Origin of the sequence: Escherichia sp. E4702 (genome assembly GCF_963883545.1) — a bacterium.
In the GTDB taxonomy this organism is placed as follows: Bacteria; Pseudomonadota; Gammaproteobacteria; order Enterobacterales; family Enterobacteriaceae; genus Escherichia.
Map to the genome: position 1 here is coordinate 304,524 of NZ_CAWORF010000021.1, position 14,985 is coordinate 319,508.

8 protein-coding genes and 3 pseudogenes are annotated in these 14,985 nt (G+C 52.4%); 5 read left to right on the top strand and 6 right to left on the bottom strand.

Going from position 1 to position 14,985, the window contains the following annotated elements; all coding sequences use genetic code 11:
• Positions 1-57: 57 nt before the first annotated feature.
• The 3 genes and pseudogenes from AACU94_RS14830 to glsA form a co-directional block, all read right to left on the bottom strand.
• Positions 58-1,412, bottom strand: a pseudogene (locus tag AACU94_RS14830) (TolC family outer membrane protein).
• A gap of 342 nt (positions 1,413-1,754) precedes the next feature.
• On the bottom strand, positions 1,755-3,047 hold the full coding sequence (locus tag AACU94_RS14835; RefSeq protein WP_130206329.1) for an APC family permease: 1,293 nt from the start codon (positions 3,045-3,047) through the stop codon (positions 1,755-1,757).
• A 2-nt stretch (positions 3,048-3,049) separates the two neighbouring features.
• Positions 3,050-3,982, bottom strand: coding sequence for a glutaminase A (glsA, locus tag AACU94_RS14840; RefSeq protein WP_130215511.1), 933 nt, complete (start codon positions 3,980-3,982; stop codon positions 3,050-3,052).
• Positions 3,983-4,243: 261 nt separating this feature from the next.
• Here glsA and copA point away from each other — a divergent pair, with 261 nt between their 5' ends.
• Positions 4,244-6,748, top strand: a complete 2,505-nt coding sequence (copA, locus tag AACU94_RS14845; RefSeq protein ID WP_135489673.1) for a copper-exporting P-type ATPase CopA — start codon at positions 4,244-4,246, stop codon at positions 6,746-6,748.
• 113 nt (positions 6,749-6,861) lie between these two features.
• On the opposite strand, the pseudogene AACU94_RS14850 reads toward copA, so the two are convergent.
• A pseudogene (locus AACU94_RS14850) lies at positions 6,862-6,939 on the bottom strand (HigA family addiction module antitoxin); the annotation flags it as partial.
• Positions 6,940-6,988: 49 nt separating this feature from the next.
• Between AACU94_RS14850 and AACU94_RS14855 the strand changes: the two are divergent.
• Both AACU94_RS14855 and ybaK read left to right on the top strand, forming a co-directional pair.
• Positions 6,989-7,783: a TraB/GumN family protein gene (locus tag AACU94_RS14855; RefSeq protein WP_130215507.1), complete on the top strand. Its 795-nt coding sequence runs from the start codon at positions 6,989-6,991 to the stop codon at positions 7,781-7,783.
• A 202-nt stretch (positions 7,784-7,985) separates the two neighbouring features.
• Positions 7,986-8,465 carry a Cys-tRNA(Pro)/Cys-tRNA(Cys) deacylase YbaK gene (gene ybaK / locus AACU94_RS14860; protein ID WP_135489674.1) on the top strand — a complete coding sequence of 160 codons (480 nt, stop codon included), beginning with the start codon at positions 7,986-7,988 and terminating at the stop codon, positions 8,463-8,465.
• A gap of 36 nt (positions 8,466-8,501) precedes the next feature.
• On the opposite strand, the gene ushA is transcribed toward ybaK, so the two are convergent.
• Complete coding sequence (gene ushA / locus AACU94_RS14865) at positions 8,502-10,154, bottom strand: bifunctional UDP-sugar hydrolase/5'-nucleotidase (RefSeq protein WP_135489675.1); 1,653 nt, start codon at positions 10,152-10,154, stop codon at positions 8,502-8,504.
• Positions 10,155-10,371: 217 nt separating this feature from the next.
• Here ushA and fsr point away from each other — a divergent pair, with 217 nt between their 5' ends.
• Together fsr and ybaL are read left to right on the top strand one after the other, a co-directional pair.
• Positions 10,372-11,592, top strand: a complete 1,221-nt coding sequence (fsr, locus tag AACU94_RS14870) for a fosmidomycin MFS transporter (protein WP_130223189.1) — start codon at positions 10,372-10,374, stop codon at positions 11,590-11,592.
• A gap of 238 nt (positions 11,593-11,830) precedes the next feature.
• A pseudogene (gene ybaL, locus AACU94_RS14875) lies at positions 11,831-13,506 on the top strand (YbaL family putative K(+) efflux transporter).
• A gap of 130 nt (positions 13,507-13,636) precedes the next feature.
• Here ybaL and gsk read toward each other — a convergent pair.
• Entirely contained in the window at positions 13,637-14,941 is a 1,305-nt protein-coding gene (gene gsk / locus AACU94_RS14880; RefSeq protein WP_130215497.1) for an inosine/guanosine kinase, read from the bottom strand.
• Positions 14,942-14,985: the final 44 nt, after the last annotated feature.

The following is a 14,985-nucleotide window of genomic DNA, read 5'->3' on the forward strand; positions in this document are numbered from 1 at the left end:
ATAAGACAAAGGTAATCACTCAACAACGATGCATACCTGATATTAATAATGGCAGGATTATTTCAAGTCGGGTAAGTCGTTGTATAAGCCCTGTTTAATTCCCGCTAATGGAATAAGGTTATTAACCGCAGCGGCATAATTCACTGCGGCGACCCAGCCATCATAATTGGCATTTATTTCAGCCGATTGCGCCTGAAAGACATCTTGCTCGACGGTTAATAGATCATTCAGGCTGCGTTTACCCAATTTATATTCATTTTGGTACACATCTCTCGTTTTGTGCGCACTTTCAGATTGCGCTAACCCAGCCTCTTCACGACCCCGTGCGCCAGTCCAGTTGGCATACGCCACCGACGCTCGTTGAAGCACGTCCAGTTTTGCCTGCTCAACCTGCGAAGCAGAGATTTTTTGTTGCCCTTCGGCCTGTTGCACCTGGCTGAAACCGCGCCGCCCTGATACAGCGGCGCGTTGACGTTCAGTTGTAACTGATCATCCCAATACGAGCGGTCGCTGGTCTGGTAGCGCGTTTTGCCGCCCTGAATACTGAGCGTAGGCCAGTATTGCGATTTAGTTTTTTCCACGCCGTACTGGGCAGACTGGCGTAAGTTTTCTGCCGCCAGTACCAGCGGGATGGACTGATAGTCGATATTTTTTAGCGACACTGGCTGTTCGGCTAATGCGGCTGGCGGCGAAGCTATCGCCTCCGGCTGTACGCCTGTGAGCACCGCCAGCTGTGCTTTGGCGCTTGTCATCTGTGCCTGATATTGTTCCAGCGTCGAGCGCATTCCCGCTATACGCGTTTGCGCCTGTAACTCATCGGATGATGAATTAAGCCCGGCGTTGGCGCGTAGTGCGGCCATGTTGTAGACGTTTTCCAGAGAGTGAATGTTACGTTGCGCTGCGTCGCACAAAGCCTGATAACGACTGACTTCCATATAGGTCGTCGCCGTCTTTTCGGCTACGTCGGTTAAGGTTGCCATCAATTTAAAGCGGTAGCTGTCACGAGCGGCAGTTTGCAGTTTGATATCGTTACTGGTTTTACCAAAGTCATACACCAGCTGCGTCAGGGTTATGCCATAAGAAACGTTGTTATCCAGCCTGCCGCTGGAGTCCGTTTGCCGGGAAGGCCCCGCATTACCCGTTAAACCGATGTGCGGATACCAGGCGCTTTTGGCTTCATCGATTTGCGCTTCACCAATACCTATCTGCGCCGCCTGTTGGGTGACGTCGGGGTTTCGCGCAAAGGCACGCAATATGCTTTCCTGTAACGATAAACTGGCAACCGGCGTAACCGCAGGAGCATTGGCCCATTGCGGTAATGGCGCAGCAAGCGCGTCTCCACCCATCACAATAAAACTGATTAAAAATATCAGACCTTTATTTTTACGGTTTTTTAATTGTAATCGCGCCATAGATAAGTCACTTCCTTCCAGGTCATTATTTTAACTGATCTTTATAACCAGCATCATTTTATTTAAGAAGGGTAATAACTTGTGCATCTCTTTTGTTTTTACTTCCCCCATTAAAAGAAATGCAGTGAAAAAGCTTATACGTTATTTATTAAGAATACACTACGACTTTTAGTTTACCATCATCCTCGTTAAGAATAATCCACGATAAGAAGTGATAGAAATCACAGTTTTATCGTCTATATATCTTTTTGGTGTGAATTATTTATTAAAAGCATAAGCAAGGGATTAAATTAAGGATAAAAAATAAAAGCGCAGTGCAGAAAGCACTGCGCACAAGAAGGTTTATACCGTTTTATTCCGTTTCATTACCATTGCCACAATAAGGCTTAGTAATAGTGCGCCTATAATCCACATCAGCGCACTGCTGCCCTGGGACCACAGGCTGTAAATAAAACCGATGATCACCAACAACATAACCAGCGTGCCAACGATGAGGATTGGCAACGAGGCGTGGATATCATGACGCAGGCGGATAGCGACCATAAACACCGCCAGGTAACAGACCAAAAAAGTGGCACTGGCGACGCTGGCGAGCGAGCCTAAATTCAACGCCGCCGTCATCAGCATGATCAACACCACCACGATGATGTTGCCCCATGTGCTCTGCCGCCACAGGGATTTATTCATTAGCTTCGGCAGTTCATGCTCGCTGCCCATGTTGTCCATGATATTAAATACCGCGAACAGGTTAGCGTTAATGGCTGAAGCCGTCGCCAGTAAAGCGCCGATCACCACAATCACATACCCCACATGCCCGAGCAGCGGAGAAGCGGCCTGCGCTACCGCGGTATCGGCATATTTTTCTAACTCTAATGCCGAAACATCGCTAAGCAGTACCAGCGCTAGTGCGATGTAAAGCAGCGTAGTAACGCCAATCGCCACCAGAAACGCCCGTGGCATAATGACCGCCGGATCTTTTACTTTATCCGCCGCGTTCGCCATCATGCCAAAGCCCGCGTAGGCAAGGAAGGTAATCCCAATACAAGAGAAGAACGCGCCGGAAGTGGGGGGCGCGGAGACAGAAATGTGCGCAGGTTGTAGCGACCAGACACCCGCAATGATCAACAACAACAGGATCATCATTTTGATGCCAACGAGGATAACTTCCAGTCGACCTACCGCGTGGTTGCTTAAAGAGTTGAAGAGCGTCATCAGCGCAATGATAGCCAGCGCGTACAGCAATATAAGATGCTCATCCTGGCTGCCTTCATGCAGAAACTGCACGGCATAAGCACCAAATGCGCGGGCAACCATAGCAATACTCACCGCCAGCGTCATCAGGTAAAGCAAGGATAATGCCAGTGAAAAGACGCCGTTCCCTAATCCCCGGCGAAAGAAGTCAATAATCCCGCCATTACTGGGATAACTCGCCCCAAGTCGCGCATAGGCATAACCGGAAAACATCGCCACTATGCCGCCAAAGGCAAAAGCGACCCAGGTTGAGGCTTCCATTAACAACGCCGCCTGCCCCAGCAGGGCAAAGATCCCTGCCCCCACCATTGCCCCGATGCCAATGGAAACGACATTCCATAGCCCGAGGGGTTTGTTACCGTTATCACCTTCCGCGTTCATCATGATCAGCCCTTAAACACGTTATAGCCGAGTTGGTTAGCAACAGATGCCACCATTTTCTGACCCCGAACACTGTTACCGTCTTCATCCAGCGGCGGGGAGAACGCGGCAATCCCCATCACGCCAGGTACGACCGCCAGAATGCCGCCGCCAACGCCGCTTTTTCCTGGCAAACCCACGCGATACGCCCAGTCACCGGAGCGGCCATACAGTCCTTCCATCATCATTTCTGCCAGAATGTATGGCACGTTGTCGGCCTGCAGAATGCGTTTTTGACTTAGCGGATTAACCCCGCCCGCCGCCAGCGTCGCGCCAAGCGTCGCCAGTTCCACGGTATTGATGAGCGTGGAACATTGGCGAGTGTAGACATCACAGGCTTCCATCGCATCGCAATAGAGATATCCGGCGGAGTACAGCAGCCAGGCAATAGCGCGGTTATGGAAGTTGGTTGTTTGTTCCGACTGGTTGACTTCGTCAGAGAGCGCGACTTGTTCTCCTGCAAGCTGTTGTTGAATATGTAAAATTCGCTGCCAGCGTTGTTCTGCATTCTCGGCTTTAATCAGACTGACAGCGGCGATCGCCCCCGCATTAACCAGCGGTGATAACGGTTTGCCACCATGAAGTTCTAAGGCAATGACCGAGTTAAAGGGAAGTCCGGTGGGATCTGCGCCAATTTTATCCTGTACAGCCTGCGGGCCGACATCTTCTAACGCGAGGGCTAGCGTACAGACTTTGGAGATGGATTCCAGCGCAAAGCGGTAATCACTGTCACCGGCACTATAGATATTGCCATCGCAGGTTACGATAGCGACGCTCGCCAGTTGGCTGGGGACATTCGCCAGAAAGGGGATGTAGTCGGCGTTTTGTCCGCCGCTAAGTGAGTGAAATTGGGTATACGCCTGATCCACTGCTTGTTGTAATTTGTTTGCATCTAACATCTTTTGTTAACTCCTTTTTATAGATGCGGGAGGTATTTCCTCACCCCGATGCCAGTTTTCAGGCATCCTGATTTAACTTAGCACCCGTACTTTAGATAAAGGAAAACAAAGAGATAAATATCTAATTCTGATGCTAATTGCGCCAATTTTTTAATCTCTGCCGACTTTTCATTTCGCTGATAAATAATTTCTTGACCTTCCCCTTGCTGGAAGGTTTACCCTTTATCACAGTCAGTCAACACTGTCTTAAAGGAGTACGTTATGTCACAAACTATCGACCTGACCCTGGACGGCCTGTCCTGCGGTCACTGCGTTAAACGCGTGAAAGAAAGTCTCGAACAGCGCCCGGACGTTGAGCAGGCGGATGTGTCTGTCACTGAAGCACACGTTACCGGCACTGCAAGTGCAGAACAGCTGATCGAAACCATCAAACAAGCGGGTTATGACGCATCTGTAAGCCACCCAAAGGCTAAACCGCTGGCGGAGTCATCAATCCCGTCGGAAGCACTGACAGCGGTTTCTGATGAGCTTCCGGCAGCGACCGCCGATGACGATGACAGCCAGCAGTTGCTGCTGAGCGGCATGAGCTGCGCCAGCTGTGTCACCCGCGTACAAAATGCGCTGCAAAGCGTACCGGGCGTCACCCAGGCACGGGTAAACCTGGCGGAGCGTACTGCGCTGGTGATGGGCAGTGCCTCCCCACAAGATTTAGTCCAGGCGGTGGAGAAAGCGGGCTACGGCGCGGAAGCGATTGAAGATGATGCTAAACGCCGTGAGCGCCAGCAGGAAACCGCCATCGCTACAATGAAGCGCTTCCGCTGGCAGGCGATTGTCGCCCTGGCGGTGGGTATCCCGGTGATGGTCTGGGGGATGATCGGCGATAACATGATGGTCACCGCTGACAACCGCAGCCTGTGGCTGGTTATCGGCCTGATAACCCTGGCGGTGATGGTTTTTGCCGGTGGGCATTTTTACCGCAGCGCATGGAAAAGCCTGCGCAACGGTGCGGCGACGATGGATACGCTGGTGGCGCTGGGTACGGGCGTGGCGTGGCTCTATTCGATGAGCGTCAACCTGTGGCCGCAGTGGTTCCCGATGGAAGCACGACATCTTTATTACGAAGCCAGCGCGATGATTATCGGTCTGATCAATCTCGGTCATATGCTGGAAGCACGCGCACGTCAGCGTTCTTCAAAGGCGCTGGAGAAATTACTCGATTTAACCCCGCCAACGGCGCGCCTGGTTACTGACGAAGGTGAAAAAAGCGTGCCGCTGGCGGAAGTTCAGCCAGGCATGCTACTGCGCCTGACGACGGGCGACCGCGTGCCGGTAGATGGTGAAATTACCCAAGGCGAAGCGTGGCTGGATGAAGCGATGCTGACGGGCGAACCTATCCCGCAGCAAAAGGGCGAAGGCGATAGCGTCCATGCCGGGACAGTGGTTCAGGACGGTAGCGTGCTGTTTCGCGCCAGTGCGGTTGGCAGCCATACCACGCTGTCGCGGATTATTCGTATGGTGCGCCAGGCCCAAAGCAGCAAGCCAGAAATCGGCCAGCTGGCGGATAAAATCTCTGCCGTATTTGTGCCGGTAGTGGTGGTTATTGCGCTGATCAGTGCGGCAATCTGGTATTTCTTTGGTCCGGCACCGCAGATTGTCTATACCCTGGTGATTGCCACCACAGTGCTGATTATCGCCTGTCCGTGTGCGCTGGGGCTGGCGACGCCGATGTCGATTATTTCCGGCGTCGGGCGGGCGGCTGAGTTTGGTGTGCTGGTGCGGGACGCCGACGCACTGCAACGCGCCAGTACGCTCGATACCGTAGTGTTCGATAAAACCGGGACGCTGACCGAAGGGAAGCCGCAGGTTGTCGCAGTGAAAACGTTTGCTGATGTTGATGAAGCGCAGGCATTGCGTCTGGCGGCGGCGCTGGAGCAAGGTTCCAGCCATCCGCTGGCACGAGCGATCCTTGATAAAGCAGGCGATATGCAGCTACCGCAGGTCAACGGTTTCCGCACATTGCGCGGGCTGGGCGTGAGCGGTGAAGCAGAAGGTCATGCGTTATTGCTGGGTAATCAGGCGTTGTTAAATGAGCAACAGGTTGATACCAAAGCTATCGAAGCGGAGATTACTGCTCAGGCATCGCAAGGCGCAACGCCTGTGCTGCTGGCGGTTGACGGGAAAGCGGTGGCCCTGCTGGCAGTACGCGATCCGTTGCGTAGTGATAGCGTGGCGGCGCTGCAACGCCTGCATAAAGCGGGATATCGTCTGGTGATGTTGACCGGGGATAACCCAACCACCGCCAATGCAATCGCCAAAGAAGCGGGAATTGATGAAGTGATTGCCGGGGTGCTGCCGGACGGTAAAGCCGAAGCGATCAAACGTCTGCAAAGTGAAGGACGTCAGGTGGCAATGGTGGGCGACGGCATTAACGACGCGCCAGCGCTGGCCCAGGCGGATGTCGGTATTGCGATGGGGGGCGGCAGTGATGTTGCCATTGAAACCGCGGCGATTACCCTGATGCGCCATAGCCTGATGGGCGTTGCGGATGCGCTCGCTATTTCCCGCGCAACGCTGCGCAACATGAAGCAGAACCTGCTCGGCGCGTTTATCTACAACAGTATCGGTATTCCGGTCGCCGCCGGTATTTTGTGGCCATTCACTGGAACACTGCTTAACCCGGTAGTTGCCGGAGCGGCAATGGCGCTCTCGTCGATTACCGTAGTGAGTAACGCCAACCGGTTGCTGCGGTTTAAACCGAAGGAATAAGTACGTCATTGCGGATGCGCTGCTTTAGGGCGGCGCATTTGGCATCGACGCATGACTGCCGGATGCGGCGTAAACGCCTTATCCGGCCTACGAGATGAAGCGATGTTTTAGCCTTACGCGATCTTTTTTGCACGCTCTTCACGGCGTGCCAAATATTCGGTCGCAGTTTCAATCCGTCTCAACTCCATTTGCGCCATCCCTCCCCGCGCGCTAGCATGATATTTCACAAAGGGAGGTCGTATGGATCTGTTGTACCGGGTAAAAACGCTTTGGGCCGCGCTGCGCGGTAATCATTACACCTGGCCTGCTATCGATATCTCTCTTCCCGGCAATCGCCATTTTCATCTGATTGGCAGTATTCATATGGGGAGTCACGATATGGCTCCCCTGCCCACCCGTTTGCTCAAAAAACTCAAAAACGCCGATGCGCTGATCGTCGAGGCGGATGTTTCCACCAGCGATACGCCTTTTGCTAATTTGCCTGCCTGCGAGGCGCTGGAAGCGCGCATTAGCGAAGAACAATTGCAAAATCTGCAGCACATTAGCCTGGAGATGGGCATTTCTCCCTCGCTGTTTTCTACCCAACCGCTGTGGCAAATCGCGATGGTTCTTCAGGCGACGCAGGCACAAAAGCTGGGGCTGCGGGCAGAATACGGTATCGATTACCAGTTATTGCAGGCGGCGAAGCAACAACATAAACCTGTAATTGAATTGGAAGGGGCAGAAAAGCAAATTGCCATGTTGCTCCAGCTTCCCGACAAAGGACAGGCGCTGCTGGACGATACGCTGACTCACTGGCATACCAATGCACGGTTGCTGCAACAAATGATGAGCTGGTGGCTGAATGCGCCGCCGCAAAATAATGAAATAACGCTGCCCAATACGTTTAGCCAGTCGCTGTATGATGTCCTGATGCACCAGCGCAATCTTGCCTGGCGGGATAAATTACGCGCCATGCCGCCGGGGCGCTATGTGGTCGCGGTCGGTGCACTACACCTGTATGGAGAAGGGAATTTGCCGCAGATGTTGCGCTAAAAAAATGGCCAATATCGCTATTGGCCCGTCAAAGAGGAATTTCATATTTTTATTATTATGCCGTCGCTTTAAACGACGGTGTAAGTCGATTGTCGCTCAATCTCACCATCCTGCCAATACTCTTAGGCAAGATGACACTTTTTTTTGGGCCGCCATCAGGCGTATGCTTTCTCCGTTTTTTGTTTGAGGCAGGAAAATTACGATGACACCCGCAGTTAAATTACTCGAAAAAAACAAAATTTCTTTTCAGGTTCATACCTACGAACACGATCCGGCTGAAACCAATTTTGGCGATGAAGTCGTCAAAAAATTAGGTTTGAATCCGGATCAGGTCTACAAAACGCTGCTGGTCGCAGTGAACGGCGATATGAAACACCTTGCCGTGGCCGTCACGCCAGTCGCAGGTCAATTAGATCTCAAAAAAGTAGCAAAGGCGCTGGGTGCCAAGAAAGTAGAGATGGCCGATCCGATGATCGCGCAGCGTTCAACGGGATATCTGGTTGGTGGAATTAGCCCACTAGGGCAGAAAAAACGTCTGCCGACGATTATCGACGCCCCCGCACAAGAATTTGCCACTATTTATGTTTCCGGCGGTAAACGCGGGCTGGATATCGAACTGGCGGCAAGCGATCTGGCGAAGATCCTCGATGCCAAATTTGCCGATATCGCTCGCCGCGATTAAGCATCGTGCCGGATGTGAGCATCCGGCACTTTCAGATTACTGCCAGCTCACCTCACCTTTCGGCTCATAAGCATTCGCATCCAGCGGCGAGTTTTTCTGGATATACGCTTTCAGCACTTCGGCATCAATAAAGCCGGTATTCACATATCCCGGTTTGTTATCAAGGCGCGGGTAACCATCACCGCCAGTAGCATTAAAGTTTAATGTTGCCATGCGGTAGGTTTTTGCCGGATCGACCGGTTCGCCTTTAATTTTCAGGTCGTTGAGTTTGCCGTCTTTCGCCACAAAGCTGACGTTGGCAAATTGCGGGTAGGCACCGGAATCCGGCTTCATCTGCGCGACGGCAGTCAGGTAATCAATCGCCTCTTTACCGGTCATGTCGGCATACACCACCACATTGCCGAACGGCTGCACTTTCAGCACGTTTTTATAGCTGATATTGCCTGCCTCGATAGAATCACGAATTCCGCCTCCGCTCATCACCGCGAAGTCGGCACCAGTACGATCCATTTGGGCTGCCAGAATCAATCGTCCCATATTAGTCTGTACAAAACGCACTTTGTCACGATCGCCTTCCAGACGACCATTGGTTTCGCCAATTTTCACTTCCAGCTGCGCTTTGCCTTTATTCTGGAACGGTGATAACAGCGAGATCATTTGCTGATTCTCGGCGATTTCCGGGGTGTACAGCACACGCTCGCTTTTCCCGTCTTCCCAGGTGACTTTTTTCTTCAGGTTCACCGGAATCAGTTGGTAGTTGACCATTTTCATTTCGCCGTTGCGAAACTCAAAGTCGGCCCGACCAACGTACTTGCCCCACTCATGCGCTTGTACAATCCAGATGCCGTTTTGTTGATCCGGTTTGCATGGTGTACCAGGAACGTAATCTACCTGCTTTTTATTTTCAGCTGCCATACAGACGGGATCTTGTGAATGTCCGCCGACAATCATCGCCAGCGATCCGGCCGGCAAACTGCGCGCCATCTCTACATCACCCGGCGCGTTAGAGCCGTGCTCACCGTTGTCGTAATGCCCCATATGGGTCGCCGCGATAATAATGTCCGGCTTTTCTGTCTGTTGCAGCTCCTGGATCACCAGTTTGGCTTCGTCGGCAGGTTTACGGAATTCAATGTCGGTGAAGTTTTCTGGGTTACCTAATTTCGCTGTTTCATCAGTTGTTAAACCGATAACGGCGATTTTCAGATCCTGGCGTTTAAACAGCGCCCAGGGTTTAAACAGGCGCTCGCCGGTACTTTTTTGATAGATATTGGCAGAGAGCAACGGGAACTTTGCCCACTTTTCCTGCTGGCGTAATACGGTGAGCGGGTTATCAAATTCATGATTACCAATCGCCATTGCATCATAGCCCACCAGATTCATGCCGCGAAAATCTGGCTCTGCGTCCTGCAAATCGGATTCCGGCACACCGGTATTAATGTCGCCACCAGAAAGTAGCAGCACGCTCCCGCCTTCAGCAGCGACCTCTTTACGAATACCGTCCACCAGCGTTTTTTGTGCCGCCAGACCGTATTCGCCATATTCATTGCGCCAGAAATGACCGTGATGGTCGTTGGTATGCAGAACCGTAATTTTATAGGTTTTATCCTGCTCATAGGCCAACGCAGTTTCACTCGCCAGTGACAATGTGGTTAACAGTGCTAATGCCACACTCCGCTGCAATAATTTCATACTTCTCTCCCTGACCAGATAATAACGTGTTGAAAATTAGTATGACGCGACATCATAGACAAGTCTGCGTTCGGTTACGATAAATCTACATCCAGATTGGAAATTCTGTTTTCCACATTGAGACTTCCTTCAAAAGGCACGTGCAGGTATGTTAGTCAGGTAATAATCACAATTAAGATAAATTTTCACATCGCAACTCTAAAAAAGTGACTTTCCTATGGCAATGAGTGAACAATCCCAGCCTGTGGCGGGCGCGACTGCGTCGGCCACTAAGGCCCGAACATCGTTTGGTATTTTAGGTGCTATCAGCCTCTCACATCTGCTGAACGACATGATCCAATCGCTGATTCTGGCGATTTATCCGCTATTACAGTCAGAGTTTTCCCTGACGTTTATGCAGATTGGGCTGATAACCCTCACCTTCCAGCTCGCCTCTTCGCTGCTGCAACCGGTCGTCGGCTACTGGACAGATAAATACCCAATGCCGTGGTCGTTGCCAATTGGCATGTGCTTTACCTTAAGCGGCCTGGTATTGCTGGCACTGGCGGGCAGTTTTGGCTCGGTGTTGCTGGCGGCGGCGCTGGTCGGTACCGGTTCGTCGGTCTTTCATCCAGAATCTTCCCGCGTGGCACGTATGGCGTCTGGCGGACGTCATGGTCTGGCGCAATCCATCTTCCAGGTCGGCGGTAACTTTGGCAGTTCGTTGGGGCCTTTGCTGGCGGCGGTGCTCATCGCCCCCTATGGCAAAGGCAACGTTGCATGGTTTGTACTGGCGGCACTGCTGGCAATCGTGGTGTTGGCGCAAATCAGCCGCTGGTACTCTGCGCAGCACCGAATGAGTAAAGGCAAGCCGAAAGCACCAATAATCAATCCGCTGCCACGAAATAAGGTCGTTCTGGCTGTTTGCGTACTGTTAGTGCTGATTTTCTCGAAATATTTCTATATGGCGAGCATCAGCAGCTATTACACCTTTTATCTGATGGAAAAATTCGGATTATCCATCCAGAATGCCCAACTTCATCTGTTTGCCTTCTTATTTGCCGTTGCGGCGGGGACGGTGATTGGCGGGCCTGTTGGCGATAAGATTGGGCGAAAATATGTAATTTGGGGCTCTATCCTCGGCGTTGCGCCTTTTACGCTTATTTTACCGTACGCAAGCCTGCACTGGACGGGGGTTTTGACGGTGATTATTGGATTTATCCTCGCCTCGGCGTTTTCTGCCATTCTGGTTTATGCACAAGAGCTGTTGCCGGGGCGTATCGGCATGGTTTCCGGGCTCTTTTTCGGTTTTGCTTTTGGCATGGGTGGCCTTGGAGCCGCAGTTCTGGGGCTTATCGCCGACCATACCAGTATCGAGTTAGTTTATAAAATATGTGCTTTCCTGCCGCTTCTTGGAATGTTGACCATATTCTTACCTGATAATCGGCATAAATCCTGAATTCCCGGCAGCCAAAGGTAAACTTTGGCTGCTTCATTTTGCAGTAACCATAAGCCTTTCCTCTTCATACACCTCATCACTTTTCCGATCCGTGCCTTTTTTGCGGCTAATTCCATTTTTCTGCAAAATTCAACAATTATTCATAAACATCATCTATGAAATTGTCATAAACTATTACCTGTAATTTTGGTTTTCCCGGCCAAAATATGGACAACCACCACCAGGAAAAGGAGACGGAATGCATCACGCCACCCCGCTTATCACCACAATTGTTGGCGGCCTTGTGCTTGCCTTTATCCTCGGCATGCTGGCCAATAAACTGCGTATTTCTCCTCTGGTGGGATATCTGTTAGCGGGTGTGCTGGCAGGCCCCTTTACCCCAGGTTTTGTTGCCGATACTAAACTGGCTCCGGAACTGGCGGAGCTGGGCGTCATTTTGCTGATGTTCGGCGTCGGCCTGCATTTTTCGCTCAAGGATTTGATGGCGGTAAAGTCTATCGCCATTCCCGGCGCAATTGCCCAGATAGCGTGGCGACGTTGCTGGGTATGGCTCTTTCTGCCGTGATCGGCTGGTCGTTGATGACCGGCATCGTGTTCGGTTTGTGTCTTTCCACCGCCAGTACCGTGGTACTACTGCGTGCGCTTGAAGAACGGCAGTTGATAGACAGCCAGCGCGGGCAAATCGCCATTGGCTGGCTGATTGTGGAAGACCTGGTGATGGTCCTGACGCTGGTGTTGCTACCAGCGGTAGCCGGAATGCTGGAACAGGGCGATGTGGGCTTTGCGACGCTGGCGCTGGATATGAGTATCACCATCGGCAAAGTGGTCGCGTTTATCGCCATTATGATGTTGGTAGGTCGCCGTCTGGTGCCGTGGATTATGGCACGCAGCGCAGCAACGGGTTCGCGCGAGTTGTTTACCTTGTCGGTGCTGGCGCTGGCGTTAGGGATTGCTTTTGGTGCGGTGGAGCTGTTTGACGTCTCCTTTGCGCTCGGCGCGTTCTTCGCCGGGATGGTGCTGAATGAGTCCGAACTTAGCCACCGTGCCGCTCACGATACGTTGCCATTGCGCGATGCGTTTGCAGTGTTGTTCTTCGTCTCTGTCGGGATGTTGTTTGATCCGTTAATCCTGATTCAACAGCCGTTGGCGGTGCTGGCTACGCTGGCGATTATTCTGTTTGGTAAATCGGTTGCGGCGCTCTTCCTCGTCCGGTTGTTTGGCCACTCCCAGCGTACGGCGTTGACCATCGCCGCCAGCCTGGCGCAGATTGGTGAGTTCGCCTTTATCCTGGCGGGACTGGGGATGGCATTGAATCTGCTGCCGCAGGCGGGGCAAAACCTGGTGCTGGCGGGGGCGATTTTGTCGATTATGCTCAACCCGGTGCTGTTCGCGCTGCTGGAGAAATACCTGGCGAAAACCGAAACGCTGGAAGAGCAGACGCTGGAGGAAGCTATCGAAGAAGAGAAGCAGATTCCGGTGGATATCTGCAACCATGCGCTGCTGGTAGGTTATGGTCGTGTGGGCAGCCTGCTGGGGGAGAAATTGCTCGCGTCTGATATTCCTTTAGTGGTGATTGAGACGTCACGTACTCGCGTCGACGAACTGCGTGAGCGCGGAGTCCGGGCGGTATTAGGCAACGCGGCTAACGAAGAGATCATGCAACTGGCGCATCTGGAATGCGCAAAATGGCTGATCCTGACGATTCCCAACGGTTACGAAGCAGGCGAGATTGTGGCGTCTGCTCGCGCGAAAAACCCGGATATTGAGATTATCGCCCGCGCCCATTATGACGACGAGGTGGCATATATCACCGAACGTGGCGCGAATCAGGTGGTGATGGGCGAGCGTGAAATTGCTCGTACTATGCTGGAACTGCTGGAAACGCCACCGGCGGGTGAAGTGGTGACGGGATAAACGGTGGTTGCCTGATAACGGGCGCGGATATGTAGGCCTGATAAGACGCGGCCAGCGTCGCATCAGGCATCGAGAGCCAAATGCCAGATGCGGCGTGAACGCCTTATCTGGCCTACGAACCGACGATAACTTAACGATCCCAGTAAGATTCTTCCAGGCTGTCTTCACGCTCCGGCAGCCCGCGCGTTAAGCGTGGAGAATGCTGGTTCAGTACCTGATAGCTCACACGGTTGGCGTATTTACACACCTGCGCTAATGACGAATACGTCAACCAGGTGAATTTATGCTTGCTGGAATTTGGTACGCTGCTACGGTGATAACTGTTAGCGGTAATGTCATGCAACAGCGCCGCCAGCGCCCCATCTCCGGCACCGTTAGTGTTCATGATTTTTTCTGGTCCGCCCATATACGGCGCAATGTGCGAATAGACGCGCAGCGGATTCTGGCAATCCTTGTGGCGCATGGCGCGGCTAAACTCATACTGGTTAAATTCCGCGATAGCGCCCGGCAGCAGCGGATGCTGGGTTTTGCGTTTCGCTTCGTCTTCAGTAAAGCCCGCCATATACAAACCGATTGGCCCGGCGGTGCACAGCACCAGATCCACCCAGTCCAGCGCCTTGTCAGACGCCAGCAGCGGATCGCTCTCTCCGGTCAACGCTTCGGCTTCTTCTTCGTTCATCGCAAGGATGGAAACGTGTTCTTTGAGGAATTGCTGCCACCACTGCGGATTCTCGGCGATGACAAATTTAGTCCCCAGCGTCAGCACCACCGGCACGTTATATTTTTTGGCGTACTCAATGGCTTTCATGGTCGCTTCCGGCATCGGTTCGCCCGGCTTGCAGCGCACCAGATATGAGGTGAGTACCAGCGCCGACGCTCCGGCAATCACATCTTCCGGAATGCTTTCTGCCCGTAGCTGGTTCATGTGGCCAGGGCTAATGGCAAAAGTGCGTTCGCCAGACTCGCCAATCAGCGTAAAACAGCGTCCAATCGGGCCGTCTACGCCTTGCAGATAGTTAAGATCGGTACGGCTGGAGGTATTACACAAATAACGATAGGCGTAGCTGCCAATTTCAATATTGCTGCACATCACGCCCAGAAGTACCGAGCGGTCATCCGCCAGTACCGAGTAGTTATGCATGGTGTTACCAATAGTGCCACCCGCAAACTGATGGGTAATCAGGTTTTTCTCTTTAAGTTCCTGATAGAGTGCTTCGGCAACGTCATCTTCAATCACCAGTGAATGCCCGGCACTTAATCCATAACGTTCAATGAACTCATCATCCACTTTCGCTTCTATATCAACCAGAGTCTGGTCGATACCCACTACCCAGGCGGCGCTGGTTTCGTTTTCTGGCTGGAACTGCTGAAGCAGCGGATCGCGTGCGTTTACGGGGAAGTAATGTTTGGATTTACGTTTACCGGGAAATTTCATGGTTGTTTTTACGGGTGGTTAACTGAGCGGCGAATGTTAACACA